We start from the raw sequence: 17,353 nt of genomic DNA, 5'->3' as shown, positions 1-17,353 counted from the left end.
ACCTATGCTCAAGGTAATACCCAAGGGTATTCGTTCAGAGGTCTACGCCATGAACATCAGAACAAGAAGGTACCTGGCGATTTTCATCACCTGCGCGGTCACGCTCGGGCTGTATGGCGCCGCAGCCTGGCGCGTCGAGCAGTTGCGCAACCTGCCCCGTGACTACGCCAGCTGCAATTTCGAGCGTTGCATTCCCCACAACGCCACCCTCAACGCCCTGCGCTGACGGCAGGCTCAGGCCTGGTTGTCCTGGTCGGCCTTCAATCGGTCGCGAAACGCCTTGGGCGAGATGCCTACTCGACGCCGGAACAGGCGTGTGAAGTTGGTCGGATCGGAGAAGCCCAACAGGTCCGACATCTCATAAATCGTCATGCTGGTGTAGGTCAGCAAGCGCTTGGCCTCCAGCAACTGCCGCTCGTGCATGATCTGCAGCGCCGGCTGCCCCGCCAGTTCGCGACAGGTGCCATTGAGGTGCGACACGGAAATGCCCAGGCGATGGGCCAGGTCCTCGACCTTGACGTGCTGTCGATAAGTCTCTTCCACCAGTTGAATGAACCCGTTGAGGTATTCCCTGGCGCGCTGCGGCCGTTGCGTGGCCGTGTGTCGCTGGATCACCTGGCGGCTGACCCACACCATGATCACGCTGACCAGCGAATGCATGAGCATGTCCCGGGCTGGCTGGTGGCTGGTGTATTCGGCTTGCAGGGCGGCGAACAGGCTGTGGAGGTAGTCGGCGTCCTGGCCGGCCGGGTAGCTCTCGGCGTGGGCCAGCGCATTCACCGAATGCCCCAGTTGCGCCTGAAGGTGAGCGATCAAGGGGGCTGCCAGGGTCACTACGAACCCTTCGACGTCCTCTGAGAAACGAAATCCGTGCACCGACAACGGTGGCAGGATCTGGATCGCCGGTTCAGTCAGTTGCGTACGTTTGCCTTCGATTTCAAGCTCTGCCTGACCTTTGAATACGAAGAGCAACTGGCACAAATCGGCGTGGCGGTGGGGTTTGATTTCCCATTGATGTTCGCGGCTGCGTTTGGAGATGGTTTCACAGTGCAGCAAGTCCGGGGTCGGCCAATCCAGGCTTTCACCGTAGAGCTTGAACACTGGAATCGAAGGCAGGTCAGGCTTGTTCATCACTTCAATCCAGGCCTCGGAGTTGATGACGGGCGATAATCGCACCGATTGGCAGAAAGTACAGATATCGGCTCAGTTTTCACCTTCAATTGACAGACCCGCAAGTGAAAAATGCAAGCACTCGATCCATAAAAATCATTCACCGGCCTGGGCCGCGTGAGGCTTGCGAGTCATAAAAACAATGAAAACCTTGAAAACCCAAATCGCCATTATTGGCGCCGGTCCCTCCGGTCTGTTGCTCGGTCAGTTGCTGCACAACGCCGGTATCGACACCCTGATTCTCGAACGCCAGACCCCCGACTATGTACTCGGCCGCATCCGTGCCGGCGTCCTCGAACAAGGCATGGTAGAGCTATTGCGCCAGGCCGGCGTGAGTCAGCGCATGGACACCGAAGGGCTGGTCCACGGCGGCTTCGAACTGGCCCTCGATGGTCGTCGCGTACACATCGATCTGCAAGCCCTCACCGACGGCAGGACCGTAATGATCTACGGTCAGACCGAAGTCACCCGTGACCTGATGGCCGCTCGTCGGGAGGCCGGTGCGAGGACGATTTACCAGGCCGACAAGGTCACCCCCCATGGCATGAAAACCGAAGAACCCTTCGTTACCTTCGAGAAGGACGGCGAGTTGTATCGTCTCGATTGCGACTACATCGCCGGCTGCGACGGTTTCCATGGCGTGGCGCGACAGTCGATTCCCGCCGAGTGCCTGAAGGTGTTCGAGCGGGTCTACCCCTTTGGCTGGCTGGGGATCCTGGCTGACACCCCGCCGGTCCATGAAGAGCTGGTCTACGCCCGCCACGAACGCGGCTTCGCCCTGTGCAGCATGCGGTCGCCCACGCGCACCCGTTATTACCTGCAAGTCCCCGCCGAAGAGAAGGTCGAAGACTGGTCCGACCAACGCTTCTGGGATGAACTCAAATCCCGTCTACCCCAGGCGCTGGCCCACAATCTGGTGACTGGGCCGTCCATCGAAAAAAGCATCGCGCCGTTGCGCAGTTTCGTGGTCGAGCCCATGCAGTACGGACGGATGTTCCTGGTCGGCGACGCCGCGCATATCGTCCCGCCCACCGGGGCCAAGGGCTTGAACCTGGCGGCGAGCGATGTCAGTACGCTGTTCAATATCCTGCTGAAGGTTTACCGCGAGGGTCGCTTCGATCTGCTGGAGAAATACTCGGACGTCTGTCTGCGCCGAGTGTGGAAAGCCGAGCGTTTTTCCTGGTGGATGACCTCGATGTTGCACCGTTTCCAGGATCAGGATGCCTTTAGCCAGCGCATCGCCGAGTCGGAACTGGACTATTTCATCGACTCCGAGGCCGGTCGCAAAACCATCGCAGAAAATTACGTCGGGCTTCCTTATGAGGCTATCGAATAGCCTGCTACCGACTTACACTGGCGAGCATCCCCGCTCGCCCTTGCCTCGCGCGGGACCTTCACTGCCCGCAGGTTCTCCCGTGACCAATCTCAACCATCCCGAAACGCCCAAGCCCGCCATCCGCAGCGTGTTGATCGCGCTGATGCTGGCGATATTTCTCGGCGCCCTGGACCAGACCATCGTCGCCGTGTCGATGCCGGCCATCTCCGCGCAGTTCAAGGATGTCAGCCTGCTGGCCTGGGTGATTTCCGGCTATATGGTGGCGATGACGGTATCCGTGCCGATCTACGGCAAACTCGGCGATCTGTACGGGCGGCGCAAATTGATGCTGTTCGGCATGGGCCTGTTCACCCTCGCCTCGTTGTTTTGCGGCATGGCCCAGAGCATGGAACAACTGGTGCTGGCGCGGATTTTCCAGGGCATCGGCGCCGGCGGGATGATTTCCGTCAGCCAGGCGATCATCGGTGACATCGTGCCGCCGCGGGAACGGGGGCGTTATCAGGGTTATTTCAGCAGCATGTATGCGGCAGCCAGCGTGGCCGGGCCGGTACTGGGCGGCTACATGACCGAGTACCTGTCCTGGCGCTGGGTGTTCCTGATCAACCTGCCGCTGGGGCTCGGCGCGTATTGGGTCGCCCGACGCAATCTGATGGGCTTGCCGATACCTCAACGCAAACCGGTCATCGATTACCTGGGCACCCTGTTGATGATCATCGGCCTGACCGCGTTGTTGCTCGGCATCACCGAGGTCGGCCAGGGGCATCCATGGACCAGCAGCCAGGTGCTGGGTCTGTTTGCCTGTGCGGTGGTGGTGCTGGCGGTGTTCGTCTGGCACGAACGTCGCGCGCGGGAGCCGTTGCTGCCCATGCATTTGTTCGCCAATAGCAACGCATTGCTGTGCTGGTGCGCAATTTTCATCACCAGCTTCCAGGCGATTTCCCTGACCGTACTGATGCCGTTGCGCTTTCAGAGCGTGACCGGCGCCGGGGCCGACAGCGCAGCGCTGCACTTGCTGCCGCTGGCGATGGGCTTGCCGATCGGTGCGTACTTTGCCGGGCGCCGTACCTCTGTAACCGGGCGCTATAAGCCCCAGATTCTCACCGGCGCCCTGCTGATGCCGCTCGCGATCCTTGGCATGGCGCTTAGCCCGCCCCAGGCCTTTGTGTGGAGCAGCCTGTTCATGTTGATCAGCGGCATCGCTTCGGGGATGCAGTTCCCGACGTCACTGGTGGGGGCGCAGAATTCCGTGGAGCAGCGCGATATCGGCGTCGCCACCAGTACCACCAACCTGTTCCGCGCCCTGGGTGGTGCGGTGGGCGTGGCGCTCATGTCGGCGCTGTTGCTGGCGTTGTTGCAGGATTCGAGCTTCGCCCATTTGACCGGCTCGGCGCTGGTCGGCGAAGGGCATTCAGGCAATGTCCTGCTGGACGGCCTGAACGCCGCCCCGGGGGATGCGCAGAATGCCTTGCGCGGCGAACTGCTGCTGACCTTCCAGCATCTGCTGATGGTCAGTGCGGGGGTTTCGCTGCTGGGGCTGGCGGCGGCGATTGCCATGCCGAACCGGTTGTTGCGTGGGCGGGAAGACAAGGTTCGTTAAAGCAAAAGATCGCAGCCTGCGGCAGCTCCTACAGGGGGTACGCATTCCAATGTAGGAGCTGCCGCAGGCTGCGATCTTTTGATCTTTGCTTTCAAGGGCTGTAATACCCCACAGCCACCAGCAAATGCCCGACCTTCTTCAGGTAGGCATGCTTGTCCTCGACCTTGCCCGTCACCGGATTCCTCCAGCGATATTCGTACTCGCCATAATCCTGCTTGCTCATCAGCGCCAGGATCGGCTCACCCACCGGTTTGCCTTCCGGGTCCTTGATCTTGCCAAAATCGGTGTTGATCAAACGCAGGTTGGTGCCGTGGGCCAGGTAACGCTGGGTGTTGAGGTCAACGACAAACACATACAGGTCATCCTGCAGGTAACCGCCCTTGAGGGAGTTGATCGCCGCCAACGTGCCCTTTTCGTCCTTGGCCAGGTCGATCGCCGCTTTATTCAGCAGGGCCATGGCCTGTTCCGCCGACGCCCGTGGCTGGTAATAGCCAACCGCAAGAATTCGCTGACCGACGCGCTGGTAGTACACATGCTTGCGTTCGACCTTGCCGTCGGCCCAGTTCTGCCAGCGGTAATCGGCCTGCTGAATGCCATTGCCTTCCGGCACTTTCAGGGCGTCCTTGAAGGTTTTCTGCAAATCCGGCCCGAGGACCGTCGACACATCACGCCCAATCAGCGCCGCCGACGGCCCGCCACTGGCGAGCATCACGCCGTTGGTGTCGAGGACGAAGACGTAACGGTCCTTGTCGACGAACTCGCCCTGACGGCTGAACGCAGCGAAGGCCTTGTCGCCGTTGTCGTGATAGTAAGCCAGGGCTTTTTCAAGCAAGGCGATGGCGGCCTGGCTGTCGGCCTTTTCCGTTCCGGCCGCTTGCACCTGGCCCAGCCCCAGTAAAAACATGCCGCACAGCAAGACGAATTTATGCAGAAACCCCATTGCGCATCCCCTGCTCCTGTTGATGTTTCAAGAGCGTAGAACGGCTTGGGGATATGTACGAATATTCAGGAAAAAGCGAGCACGACCTGTAAGAGCGAGCCTGCTCGCGATGTTCTAAAGAGCGCCGCGCATATCCATTAGCCCCGCGTTTTCGTTGACGACCATCGCGAGCAGGCTCGCTCCTACAGGTGATCGCGTTACTGCCGTGCGCGCAGCTGTTGCTGCAGATTCTGGATCTGCGCTTGAAGGGTGTTGATGTTGCGGGTCACCTGGCCACGGAAGGCGTCGAATTCGGCGGTGTTGGTCGAGCCTTGAGCCGGTGCCGGGCGATTGTCCTGCTCGCTTTTGAGCACCACGATTTCCTGCTCCAGCCGCTCGATGGCAGCGCTCGGGTTGCCCTGTTTCTTCAGTGCAGTGATGTCGGCACCCAGGCTCTTGAGTTGTGCATCGAACTTCTCGGTGTCAGCCGGGGCATTTTTCAGTGCCGTCAGTTCGCTGGTCACGGTTTTGAGCTGGGCCTGCAATTGAGCGTTGGCGGCCTGTTGTTCGGTGTTCTGGGCAACGGCCTGCGCCAGGCGCTTGTCCAGCTCAACGGTCTGGGCGCTCATCTGTGCCAGACGCTTGTCCAGATCCGAGGCCTGACCGGCCACGCCTTGTTGCTGTTGGTCCTGATCCCGCAGCCGGGTTTCCAGCTGCCTGATTTGCAGCTTCAAGGCTTCGCTGTCGGTGGTGACGTTGGTCTGGCTGGCGACCACCTTGCCGGAAATGTCCTGCAAACGCCCCGCCGCTTCCTCGCTGATCCGCGCGAAGCTTTCCTGGGTCGCGACCAGTTGCTGCTCCATCAGCGAAATCTGCTGAAAGCTCCACCAGGCCAGGCCGGCGAACGCAAAGAACAACGCGCCGACCAGTGCCCACAGCGGCCCGGTGCTCGCGCTGCGGACCTTCACCACCGGCGCGGGGCGTGAGTGCACGGAGGTGCGGGCCGTGACCGGATAATCATCGTCGTCGAGACTGTCGGCACGCAGGCTCGGTACATCGAAGTCGTCGTTGGCATCGTTACGCATGGCTATTGAGTCAACCTTAGTGAACCAGTGATGGCTTTATGCTGCGAGTATACCCCCCAACTGCCGCAACGATTGACCCTCAAGCCCGAAGTCGGTTCAGTGCGGGGCTGCTCAGCCCATCGCCTGGGCTTTCCACCAGGTGCAGAACTCATCGAGGGCAGCCCACAGGCTGACCTTCGGGTCGTAGTCCAGATAATGCCGGGCGCGGCTGATGTCGAGGGTGAAATTCTTGTTCATGACCTGCATACCCAGGCGCGACAGCGTCGGTTCCGGGCGACCCGGCCACAACTTGCATGCGCCTTCATTGAGCGCTGCGACAGAGTAGGCCAAGCCGTAGGAACGGTAGCGGGTAACCTGTGGGACTTCCATGTTGCGCATGACGTAATTGACCACATCCCACAGGGGAATCGGCGTGCCGTTGCTGATGTTGTAGGCACGGCCCAGGGCGGAACCGCTGGCCAGCAAACTGCTGAGCAACGCCTCGTTGAGGTTCTGCACACTGGTGAAATCGACCTTGTTCAGGCCGTTGCCAATGATCGCCAGACGCCCCTTGCGCTGCATCTTGAGCAGGCGCGGGAAGATGCTCATGTCGCCGGCACCGGTGACGAAGCGCGGGCGCAGGGCCAGGGTTTCCAGCCCGAACTCCTGGGCGCCGAAGACCTTTTGCTCGGCCAGGTATTTGGTCGCGGCGTACGGATGTTTAAAGCGTTTGGGCACCTGCTCTTCGGTCAGCCCCAAATGATCGCGACCGTCGAAATAGATCGATGGCGAAGACAAATGCACCAGCCGCCGGACCCGTTGCTTCAGGCAGGCTTCGACCACGTTTTCCGTGACCTCGACGTTCCCCTGATGGAAGTCCTGATAGCGCCCCCACAGGCCGACCGCACCGGCGCAATGCACCACGGCTTCGACGTCGGCACACAGCTGGCGGGTAAACTCCGGGTCGCTCAGATCACCCTGGATGAACTCGGCACCACGCCGCACCAGATGCTCCACACCTTCGGCCCGGCGTCCGTTGATCCGCACCTCCAGCCCCTGCTCCAGGGCGAAACGCGCAAAGCGCCCGCCAATGAAGCCGCTTGCGCCGGTGACCAGAATTTTCATGGGGTATTCCTTCGGATACAGCTGCAGGCTTTGAGGTTCAAGCTGCAAGTTAGTTAATGCGCCGGCTCTCACTAGCCGTTTGCAGCTTGACGCTTAAAGCGGCTTGAAGGGCACGAGCCATTGTTTCGTTGCGCACAGCAATTGATCGGTGAGTAACCCGAGCAACTGGCCGCCATTGCGCCAATGATGCCAGTACAGCGGCACATCGATCGGCTTATCTGGCAAAAGCTCGCGCAAAGTGCCGTTTTTCAACTGATCGCGAACCTGCAACTCCGGCACCAGGCCCCAGCCAAGTCCGGCTTCGGCCAGGCGCATGAAGCCTTCGGACGATGGACACAAATGGTGTTCGAAGCCGCCATCGACGCCGAGGGACGCCAGGTAGCGATGCTGCAGGAAATCATCCGGGCCGAAGACCAGGGCCGGAGTGCGAGCCAATTGGTCGGCACGCACAACCTGCGGGAAATGCCGCTCGATGAAGGCCGGGCTGGCCAGCGCGCGATAACGCATCGCCCCCAGCAATACGCTACGGGCGCCGGCCACCGGCCGCTCGCTGGCACACAGGCAGGCCGCCACTTCCCCGGCGCGCATGCGCTTGAGGCCGACGGTCTGGTCTTCCACGATCAGCTCCAGCAACACATGCTGGTCGGCGCAAAAATCCCCCACGGCCTGCGCCCACCAGGTCGCCAGGCTGTCGGCGTTCAACGCGATGCGCAAACGTTCCGGCAGCCCCTCTTCATCCAGCGCCGGCACCAGGCTTTGTAAATCGCGCTCAAGCAGGCGCACTTGCTGCACATGGTTGAGCAGGCGCCGGCCGATTTCCGTCGGCGACGGCGGTGTGCCCCGCACCAACACCGGCTGCCCCACCCGCGCCTCGAGCAATTTGATGCGCTGGGAAATCGCCGATTGCGACAACCCCAGCACTTGCGCGGCCCGTTCGAAACCCGCCTGCTCGACCACGGCGGCCAGGGCGGACAGCAATTTATAGTCGAACATCAGTTTTCCTAATGAGCGATCAGCAGTATTGGTTTTTCTTATACAGCGATGTACCCGAGAATGACCAGCACGATCTCTTGAACAGGAAACACTCCAATGGCTGGCGAAACTTCACTGGCAACGCTGCTGCGCAGCATGAGCCCGCAACTCAACGCTGGCGAATACGTGTTCTGCACCTTGAGCGACGGCCAGTTGCCCCACGGCCTGGAGATCATCGGCAGCTTTCGGGAGCAGGAAGGCCTGACGGTCATTCTCGAACGCTCCCGCGCCGAACAGGCCGGTTTCAGCTTCGACTACATCGCGGCCTGGATCACCTTGAACGTGCACTCGGCCCTCGAAGCCGTCGGCCTCACCGCCGCGTTCGCCACGGCACTGGGCCGGGCGGGCATCAGCTGCAACGTGATCGCAGGCTTCTACCACGACCATTTGTTCGTCGGCCAGGCCGACGCCGAACGCGCGATGCAAGTGCTGCGCGACCTGGCAGCGAACGCGGAGTAATCATCATGTGGCAAAGCTATGTAAATGGCCTGTTGGTGGCCTTCGGCCTGATCATGGCGATCGGCACGCAAAACGCTTTTGTGCTGGCGCAGAGTCTGCGACGTGAACATCACCTGCCGGTGGCGGCACTGTGCGTGGCCTGTGATGCGCTGCTGGTAGCCGCCGGAGTGTTCGGCTTGGCGACAGTGCTGGCGCAGAATCCGACCCTGTTGGCGGTCGCCCGTTGGGGTGGCGCGGTGTTTTTGATTTGGTACGGCAGCCAGGCGTTGCGCCGGGCCCTTTCACAGCAAAGCCTGCAGCAGGGTGAAAACCAGACCGTTCGCTCGCTGCGGGCAGTGATGCTCAGTGCGTTGGCCGTGACCCTGCTCAACCCGCATGTGTATCTGGACACCGTATTGCTGATCGGCTCCCTTGGCGCGCAACAAACCGAGCCCGGCGCTTATGTCGTGGGGGCGGCGAGTGCTTCGTTGCTGTGGTTCTTTACCCTGGCCCTGGGTGCCGCGTGGCTGGCGCCATGGCTGGCTCGCCCAAGCACCTGGCGCATTCTTGATCTGTTGGTGGCGGTCATGATGTTCGCGGTAGCTGTGCAACTGATCACAGCCGGCTGATTTATTCCAAACAGCTCTGGAACCTCTATTCCACACAGTTGTTGCGTGGTTATGCCGCACCCCCGGTGCTATGATCCGACCCTGCGCCGCAAAGAGTACAAAACTCCCCGGCGCTTGTCTGGCCGCCCGTGATCGGCCTTGCGCTCACCGCACCTGACCTGATTAGGAGATCCACCATGGCTTTCGAATTGCCGCCACTGCCTTACGCTCACGATGCACTGCAGCCGCACATTTCCAAGGAAACTCTGGAATTCCACCACGACAAGCACCACAACACCTACGTCGTGAACCTGAACAACCTGGTGCCAGGCACCGAGTTCGAAGGCAAGACCCTGGAAGAAATCGTCAAGACTTCCTCGGGCGGCATCTTCAACAACGCCGCTCAGGTCTGGAACCACACTTTCTACTGGAACTGCCTGGCGCCAAACGCCGGCGGTCAACCAACCGGCGCACTGGCTGAAGCCATCAACGCCGCTTTCGGTTCCTTCGACAAGTTCAAGGAAGAATTCAGCAAGACTTCCATCGGCACTTTCGGTTCCGGCTGGGGCTGGCTGGTGAAAAAAGCTGACGGCTCCCTGGGCCTGGCCAGCACCATCGGCGCCGGCAACCCGCTGACCAACGGCGACACCCCGCTGCTGACCTGCGACGTCTGGGAACACGCCTACTACATCGACTACCGCAACCTGCGTCCAAAATACGTCGAAGCATTCTGGAACCTGGTTAACTGGAAATTCGTTGCTGAGCAGTTCGAAGGCAAAACCTTCACCGCTTAAGCTCGATGCCAGACAAAAACCCGGCTTACATGCCGGGTTTTTTTATGGGTGCAAGAGGCTCAGTGCCTGCCGGGCCGCCATCGCGAGCAGGCTCGCTCCTACAGGGATTGTGGTTCAGTCGCAAAAATGAGGTCGGCTGTCAGGCCGCCTTCGCGGGCAAGCCCGCTCCCACAGGGGACGGCGTACACCTGACCTGCTTCTCACCACTCAACAGGCCGAGCGTTAGCTCGCCTGCAAGCTTTTGATTTTGATCCACCCGCCCCTTCGGGAGGCTGAGTGGAGGCGTTCATCCGGGGGTAAGGCGCGCAGCGCCGTGCGGCGAAGCCGCACACATCGAGAGGAGGTGCAGCGAAGCAAACCGGAGGCGATGCCCCCGGATGAATGCTGGAGCGAAGGAACCCCGAGCCTCAGCGAGGGGCCGGACGCCGGGGCAAGCGTTTTTGGTTACTTTTAAGGCGTTTGTTAAAAGTGACTCGCCGTAAGGGCGAAACCATAAGTCGCCGTTACCGAAGAAACGGATATACACACAACCCAACCCCAGCCTGGTCGGCCCAAAGGCCGCCACGATGAAACGCCCCCCAACCCCTTGCCCCAGAGCCACACCCGTCTACCATCAATTCAAAGGAAATTATCAGCACATCCCCTCAAGTTGAAGGACTCGACAACCGACACAGTACTAATCGGATAATTAATCCAGTCAACAGCATATCGGCCAAGCTGCAGGCAAAATCCTGCAGGCATGATTGACCCTTTGACTGCCATCACGGGATTGCCAATACTCATGGCAACTTGATGCTACCCGCACGGAACAAGGAATAACCCTTTGAAGCTGGAACTCAAGAACAGCTTGTCGGTGAAGTTGCTCCGGGTCGTGCTCCTGTCGGCATTGATCGTCGGCGTGGTCTTGAGCTGCGCGCAGATCGTTTTCGATGCCTATAAAACACGCCAGGCCGTCGCCAACGATGCCGAACGCATCCTCGACATGTTTCGCGATCCCTCGACCCAGGCCGTCTACAGCCTGGACCGGGAGATGGGCATGCAGGTGATCGAAGGCCTGTTCCAGGACGACGCCGTGCGCCAGGCCTCCATCGGCCATCCCAATGAAGCCATGCTCGCGCAAAAATCCCGCGACTTGCAGCACTCCAACAGCCGCTGGCTGACCGACCTTATTTTGGGCCAGGAACGCACCTTCACCACCCAACTGGTGGGACGCGGGCCTTACAGCGAGTATTACGGTGACTTAAGCATCACCCTAGACACGGCCACCTATGGGCAAGGTTTCATCGTCAGCTCGGTGATCATCTTCATTTCCGGCGTACTGCGCGCCATGGCAATGGGGCTGGTGCTGTATCTGGTCTATCACTGGCTGCTGACCAAGCCGCTGTCGCGGATCATCGAGCACCTGACCGAAATCAACCCGGACCGCCCCAGCGAACACAAGATCCCGCAGCTCAAGGGCCACGAAAAGAACGAATTGGGCATCTGGATCAACACCGCCAACCAGCTGCTGGAGTCCATCGAGCGCAACACCCACCTGCGCCACGAGGCGGAAAACAGCCTGTTGCGCATGGCCCAGTACGACTTCCTGACCGGCCTGCCGAACCGTCAGCAACTACAGACCCAACTGGACAAGATCCTGGTCGACGCCGGCAAGCTGCAGCGTCGGGTTGCGGTGTTGTGTGTCGGTCTCGATGACTTCAAGGGCATCAACGAACAATTCAGCTACCAGACCGGTGACCAACTGCTGCTGGCCCTGGCCGACCGCTTGCGAGCGCACAGCGGACGCCTCGGCGCCCTCGCCCGTCTGGGCGGTGACCAGTTCGCCCTGGTGCAGGCCGATATCGAACAGCCCTACGAGGCCGCCGAGCTGGCGCAAAGCATTCTCGATGACCTGGAAGCGGCGTTTGCCCTCGATCATCAGGAAATCCGCCTGCGCGCCACCATCGGCATCACCCTCTTCCCCGAAGACGGCGACAGCACCGAGAAGCTGCTGCAAAAAGCCGAGCAGACCATGACCCTGGCCAAGACCCGCTCGCGCAACCGCTATCAGTTCTATATCGCCAGCGTCGACACCGAGATGCGCCGTCGTCGCGAACTGGAAAAAGACCTGCGCGATGCCCTGGCCCGCGAACAGTTCTACCTCGTCTACCAGCCGCAAATCAGCTACCGCGATAACCGCGTTGTGGGCGTCGAAGCCTTGATTCGCTGGCAACATCCCGAACATGGGCTGGTTCCACCGGATCTGTTCATCCCGCTGGCCGAGCAGAACGGCACCATCATTGCCATCGGCGAGTGGGTGCTGGACCAGGCCTGCAAGCAATTGCGCGACTGGCATGACCAGGGCTTCAGCGATTTGCGCATGGCGGTGAACCTTTCCACCGTGCAACTGCACCACGCCGAGTTGCCACGGGTGGTCAACAACCTGCTACAGATGTATCGCCTGCCGCCGCGCAGCCTGGAGCTGGAAGTCACCGAGACCGGCCTGATGGAAGACATCAGCACCGCCGCCCAGCATTTGCTCAGCCTGCGCCGCTCCGGCGCGCTGATTGCGATTGACGACTTCGGTACGGGCTACTCGTCACTGAGTTACCTGAAAAGCCTGCCGCTGGACAAGATCAAGATCGACAAGAGCTTTGTGCAGGACCTGCTCGATGACGACGATGACGCGACCATCGTTCGCGCCATCATTCAGTTGGGCAAGAGCCTGGGCATGCAGGTGATTGCCGAAGGCGTGGAAACCGCCGAGCAAGAGGCCTACATCATCTCCGAAGGCTGCCATGAAGGTCAGGGCTATCACTACAGCAAACCGCTGTCGGCCAGGGAATTGGGGGCTTACTTGAAGCAGGCCCAGCGCAGCAACGCCGCAATCTGGTAATCCGTGGGAGCGAGCTTGCTCGCGATGAAGACGACTCATTTTTCCAGATGCCCCGCATCATCGTTCACGTCCATCGCGAGCAAGCTCGCTCCCACAGGGTCAAAGCAATTGCTCTGTGAATAAGAAATATTTCCAAGAACAACTCTTTACACATAATGCGAAAGATTTGCATTATGTCGCGGTTTTGCGCGACGAACGCGCCATACCCCCCCTCTCGAAGCAGGATGTTCGCCATGATTCGTATGCCTCTGGCTACCGCCAGTCTGTTGGCCATCGCAATTTCCCTCGCCGGTTGCGGTGAAGGCAAAGACAAAGAAAAAGCTGCCGCACCTGCCCCCGCTGCCAGCACCGCTGCTGCCCCGGCTGCTCCAGCCGCCGCGCCTGCCGCTGCCGGCAAAGTCGATGAAGCCGCTGCCAAAGCCGTTGTCGCTCATTACGCCGACATGGTTTTCGCCGTTTACAGTGATGCCGAATCCACCGCGAAAAACCTGCAAAAAGCCGTTGATGCCTTCCTCGCCAAGCCGAACGCCGACACCCTGAAAGCGGCCAAGGAAGCCTGGATCGCGGCCCGTGTTCCTTACCTGCAGAGCGAAGTATTCCGCTTCGGCAACACCATCATCGACGACTGGGAAGGTCAGGTGAACTCCTGGCCACTGGACGAAGGCCTGATCGACTACGTCGACAAATCCTACGAGCACGCACTGGGTAACCCGGGCGCCGCCGCCAACATCATCGCCAATACCGAAATCCAGATCGGCGAAGACAAGGTCGACGTGAAGGACATCACCCCGGAAAAACTCGCCAGCCTGAACGAGCTGGGCGGTTCCGAGGCCAACGTCGCCACCGGCTACCACGCCATCGAATTCCTGCTGTGGGGCCAGGATCTGAACGGCACCGGCCCTGGCGCCGGCAACCGTCCGGCTTCGGACTACCTGGAAGGCGCCGGCGCCACCGGCGGCCACAACGACCGTCGTCGCGCCTACCTGAAATCCGTGACCCAATTGCTGGTCAGCGATCTGGAAGAAATGGTTGGTAACTGGAAGCCGAACGTGGCCGACAACTACCGCGCCACCCTGGAAGCGGAACCGGCTGAAAGCGGCCTGCGTAAAATGCTGTTCGGCATGGGCAGCTTGTCCCTGGGCGAACTGGCGGGCGAGCGCATGAAGGTTTCCCTGGAAGCCAACTCCCCGGAAGACGAACAGGATTGCTTCAGCGACAACACCCACAACTCGCACTTCTACGATGCCAAGGGCATCCGCAACGTGTACCTGGGCGAGTACACCCGCGTCGACGGCACCAAGATGACCGGCGCCAGCCTGTCGTCGCTGGTGGCCAAGGCCGACCCGGCGGCCGACACCGCGCTGAAAGCAGACCTGGCCGCGACCGAAGCCAAGATCCAGCTCATGGTTGATCACGCCAACAAGGGTGAGCACTACGACCAGCTGATCGCCGCCGGCAACACCGCTGGCAACCAGATCGTGCGTGACGCCATCGCGTCCCTGGTCAAGCAGACCGGCTCGATCGAAGCCGCCGCTGGCAAACTGGGCATCGCCGACCTGAACCCGGACAACGCTGATCACGAGTTCTGATCAACGCTGGCTGAACAGAAAGGCGACCTTCGGGTCGCCTTTTTTGTACCTGTCATTCACAAATCACTGTGGGAGCGGGCTCGCTCGCGAAGGCGGCGCCACATTCAACATTTTTGGAGACTGACACACCGCTTTCGCGAGCAAGCCCGCTCCCACAGGTGTTTGTGGTGTGCTCGTCAATCGTGCTCCACATCAAGTAAACGATAATTCCTCTTATTCAAACTCCACTGCCCTGTTAGACTTTGCGCCCTCGTTTTACTCGTCTTGCAGGATGTCTGATGCCCCCGCTGCTGCTTCGCTTGTCCGCACTGTTTCTGGCCCTGGGCCTGAGTGCCTGCGATGACGCCCCGCGTTTTACCAAGGCAGAACCCGGTGAAGCCCGCTCCGGGGGCAGTGCGACCGTGCGCAAGACCGATCAGAACGCCTTCTCGTTACCATCAGCGAACCTGCCGCCGTCGCGGCGCGTGGACTTCAGTGTCGGCAACAGTTTCTTTCGCAGCCCCTGGGTGATCGCTCCATCGACCACCACCGCCCGCGACGGCCTTGGTCCGTTGTTCAACACCAATGCCTGCCAGGGCTGCCATATCAAGGATGGCCGCGGTCACCCCCCTGCGCCCGATGCGGCCAATGCCGTGTCGATGCTGGTGCGCCTGTCGATTCCGGACGCCCCGGCCTATGCCAGCATCATTGAAAAGCAGGGTGTCGTGCCGGAGCCGGTTTACGGCGGGCAGTTCCAGGACATGGCCGTGCCCGGCGTCGCCCCGGAAGGCAAAGTGCGGGTCGACTACACGACGGTGCCGGTCCGCTTCAAGGACGGTACCGAAGTCGAACTGCGCAAGCCGACCTTGAGCATCACCCAATTGGGCTATGGCCCGATGCATCCCGACACCCGCTTCTCGGCACGGGTTGCACCACCGATGATCGGCTTGGGCTTGCTGGAAGCCATCCCTGAAGAGGCCATCCTGGCGAACGCAGAGGCGCAGGCGAAAGAAAAAAACGGCATCGCCGGACGCCCGAACCGGGTCTGGGACGACGCCCAACAGAAGACCGTCCTCGGGCGATTTGGCTGGAAGGCCGGGCAACCGAACCTCAATCAACAGAATGTTCACGCGTTTTCTGGTGATATGGGCCTCACGACCAGCCTGAGACCCTTTGATGACTGCACGGATGCACAAACCGCCTGTAAACAGGCACCGAGTGGCAACGGCCCCAATGGCGAGCCGGAAGTCAGCGATAACATTCTGCGCCTTGTGTTGTTCTACACCCGCAACCTCGCCGTACCGGCGCGCCGTGATGTCGGCACGCCTGAAGTGCTGGCCGGCAAGAACCTGTTTTATCAGGCTGGTTGCCAGTCCTGTCACACCCCCAAATACACCACCGCCGCCAACGCCGCCGAACCTGAACTGGCCAATCAAGTGATTCGCCCTTACAGCGATCTGCTGCTGCATGACATGGGCGACGGTCTGGCCGACAACCGCAGCGAATTCCAGGCCGGCGGCCGCGACTGGCGCACCCCGCCGTTGTGGGGCATCGGCTTGACCGAAGCGGTCAGCGGCCACACCCAGTTTTTGCATGACGGCCGTGCCCGCAACCTGCTCGAAGCCGTGCTCTGGCATGGCGGCGAGGCGCAAGCGGCACAGCAACAGGTTTTGTCTTTCAATGCCGAGCAGCGCGCTGCCCTGCTGGCGTTTTTGAATTCCCTTTAATACCCATTCCACCCGCGGGAGCCCGAGATGTTCCGTCCCAAACTGTTGTTCACCAGCCTTGCCGCGCTTGCCCTGGGCGCCTGTTCGCCACAGGACCCGCAGGCTGTCACTTCGGCGGCCATCGCCAAGTCCGTGATTCTGCCGACCTACACCCGTTGGGTTGAAGCCGACCGTCAATTGGCCGTCAGCGCCCTCGCCTACTGCGAAGGCAAGGAAACCCTGGAAACCGCCCGGGCCGACTTCCTGCACGCACAAAAAGCCTGGGCCGAGCTGCAACCGCTGCTGATCGGGCCGCTGGCCGAAGGCAACCGTGCCTGGCAGATTCAGTTCTGGCCGGACAAGAAAAACCTCGTCGGCCGTCAGGTCGAGCAACTGGTGACCGCGCAACCACAGATCGACGCCGCCGCGCTGGCCAAGTCCAGTGTTGTGGTTCAGGGCCTGTCGGCCTACGAATACATTCTGTTCGACAGCAAGCCTGATGTGGCCAACGCCGAGCAGAAAGCCAAGTACTGCCCACTGCTGATCGCCATTGGCGAGCGTCAGAAGCAGCTGGCCGAAGAGATTCTGCAAACCTGGAACAACACCGACGGCATGCTCGCGCAGTTGAGCAAATTCCCCAACCAGCGCTATGCCGACTCCCACGAAGCGATCGCCGATCTGCTTCGCGTGCAGGTCACCGCCCTCGACACCCTGAAGAAAAAACTCGGCACGCCGATGGGCCGTCAGACCAAGGGTGTGCCACAGCCGTTCCAGGCCGACGCATGGCGCAGCCAGTCGTCCCTGACCGGAATGGAAGCAAGCCTTGCCGCCGCCAGAACAGTGTGGGAAGGCGTCGACAACAAAGGGCTGCGCGGTTTGCTGCCAAGCGACCAGAAACCCTTGGCCGACAAGATCGACGCCGCCTATGCAGCGTCCTTGAAACTGTTCGCCAGCAACCAGCGTTCGCTGACCGAAATGCTCAATGACGATGCCGGTCGCCAGCAACTCAACGATCTCTATGACAGCCTCAACGTCGTCCACCGCCTGCACGAAAGCGATCTGGCCAAGGCGCTGGGCATTCAACTGGGCTTCAATGCCAACGACGGTGACTGATGAGGGAG

The 17,353-nt window shown here is 60.7% G+C and carries 15 protein-coding genes; 10 read left to right on the top strand and 5 right to left on the bottom strand.

Annotated features, from left to right (window positions below):
* Positions 1 to 49 precede the first annotated feature (49 nt).
* On the top strand, positions 50 to 226 hold the full coding sequence (locus ABTV29_RS05585; RefSeq protein ID WP_170948630.1) for a hypothetical protein: 177 nt from the start codon (positions 50 to 52) through the stop codon (positions 224 to 226).
* 8 nt (positions 227 to 234) lie between these two features.
* Here ABTV29_RS05585 and ABTV29_RS05580 read toward each other — a convergent pair whose 3' ends face one another.
* Positions 235 to 1,131, bottom strand: coding sequence for a helix-turn-helix domain-containing protein (locus tag ABTV29_RS05580; RefSeq protein WP_433769188.1), 897 nt, complete (start codon positions 1,129 to 1,131; stop codon positions 235 to 237).
* A 190-nt stretch (positions 1,132 to 1,321) separates the two neighbouring features.
* On the opposite strand from ABTV29_RS05580, the gene pobA reads away from it, so the two are divergent.
* On the top strand, positions 1,322 to 2,506 hold the full coding sequence (gene pobA, locus ABTV29_RS05575; RefSeq protein WP_433769187.1) for a 4-hydroxybenzoate 3-monooxygenase: 1,185 nt from the start codon (positions 1,322 to 1,324) through the stop codon (positions 2,504 to 2,506).
* Positions 2,507 to 2,585: 79 nt separating this feature from the next.
* The gene (locus tag ABTV29_RS05570; protein WP_433769186.1) at positions 2,586 to 4,103 is read left to right on the top strand and encodes an MDR family MFS transporter; all 1,518 of its coding nucleotides are present in this window, start codon (positions 2,586 to 2,588) and stop codon (positions 4,101 to 4,103) included.
* A 91-nt stretch (positions 4,104 to 4,194) separates the two neighbouring features.
* On the opposite strand, the gene ABTV29_RS05565 is transcribed toward ABTV29_RS05570, so the two are convergent.
* From ABTV29_RS05565 to ABTV29_RS05550, 4 genes are all read right to left on the bottom strand, one after another.
* The gene (locus tag ABTV29_RS05565) at positions 4,195 to 5,043 is read right to left on the bottom strand and encodes a cache domain-containing protein (protein WP_433769185.1); all 849 of its coding nucleotides are present in this window, start codon (positions 5,041 to 5,043) and stop codon (positions 4,195 to 4,197) included.
* A 197-nt stretch (positions 5,044 to 5,240) separates the two neighbouring features.
* On the bottom strand, positions 5,241 to 6,113 hold the full coding sequence (locus tag ABTV29_RS05560; protein ID WP_433771755.1) for an ATPase: 873 nt from the start codon (positions 6,111 to 6,113) through the stop codon (positions 5,241 to 5,243).
* A 105-nt stretch (positions 6,114 to 6,218) separates the two neighbouring features.
* Complete coding sequence (locus ABTV29_RS05555) at positions 6,219 to 7,211, bottom strand: NAD-dependent epimerase/dehydratase family protein (RefSeq protein ID WP_433769184.1); 993 nt, start codon at positions 7,209 to 7,211, stop codon at positions 6,219 to 6,221.
* Positions 7,212 to 7,304: 93 nt separating this feature from the next.
* Positions 7,305 to 8,204 (bottom strand): LysR family transcriptional regulator ArgP, encoded by a 900-nt coding sequence (locus tag ABTV29_RS05550; RefSeq protein WP_433769183.1) that lies wholly within the window; start codon positions 8,202 to 8,204, stop codon positions 7,305 to 7,307.
* Positions 8,205 to 8,300: 96 nt separating this feature from the next.
* Between ABTV29_RS05550 and ABTV29_RS05545 the strand changes: the two genes are divergently transcribed.
* From ABTV29_RS05545 to ABTV29_RS05515, 7 genes are all read left to right on the top strand, one after another.
* Complete coding sequence (locus ABTV29_RS05545; protein WP_433769182.1) at positions 8,301 to 8,702, top strand: ACT domain-containing protein; 402 nt, start codon at positions 8,301 to 8,303, stop codon at positions 8,700 to 8,702.
* Between the two features lie 5 nt (positions 8,703 to 8,707).
* The gene (locus ABTV29_RS05540) at positions 8,708 to 9,310 is read left to right on the top strand and encodes a LysE/ArgO family amino acid transporter (protein ID WP_433769181.1); all 603 of its coding nucleotides are present in this window, start codon (positions 8,708 to 8,710) and stop codon (positions 9,308 to 9,310) included.
* A 176-nt stretch (positions 9,311 to 9,486) separates the two neighbouring features.
* The gene (locus ABTV29_RS05535) at positions 9,487 to 10,083 is read left to right on the top strand and encodes a superoxide dismutase (RefSeq protein WP_008052532.1); all 597 of its coding nucleotides are present in this window, start codon (positions 9,487 to 9,489) and stop codon (positions 10,081 to 10,083) included.
* 823 nt (positions 10,084 to 10,906) lie between these two features.
* Positions 10,907 to 12,958, top strand: coding sequence for a putative bifunctional diguanylate cyclase/phosphodiesterase (locus ABTV29_RS05530; RefSeq protein WP_433769180.1), 2,052 nt, complete (start codon positions 10,907 to 10,909; stop codon positions 12,956 to 12,958).
* A gap of 233 nt (positions 12,959 to 13,191) precedes the next feature.
* A complete protein-coding gene (locus tag ABTV29_RS05525) occupies positions 13,192 to 14,547 on the top strand; it encodes an imelysin family protein (protein WP_433769179.1) in 1,356 nt (451 codons plus the stop codon).
* Positions 14,548 to 14,825: 278 nt separating this feature from the next.
* On the top strand, positions 14,826 to 16,253 hold the full coding sequence (locus tag ABTV29_RS05520; protein WP_433769178.1) for a di-heme oxidoredictase family protein: 1,428 nt from the start codon (positions 14,826 to 14,828) through the stop codon (positions 16,251 to 16,253).
* 27 nt (positions 16,254 to 16,280) lie between these two features.
* The gene (locus ABTV29_RS05515; protein ID WP_433769177.1) at positions 16,281 to 17,345 is read left to right on the top strand and encodes an imelysin family protein; all 1,065 of its coding nucleotides are present in this window, start codon (positions 16,281 to 16,283) and stop codon (positions 17,343 to 17,345) included.
* Positions 17,346 to 17,353: the final 8 nt, after the last annotated feature.

It is taken from the genome of Pseudomonas putida, assembly GCF_050989985.1.
GTDB classification, from domain to species: Bacteria; Pseudomonadota; Gammaproteobacteria; order Pseudomonadales; family Pseudomonadaceae; genus Aquipseudomonas; species Aquipseudomonas putida_AI.
Note: the sequence above shows the minus strand (reverse complement) of the source record. Positions and strands in the feature narration are given on the sequence as shown.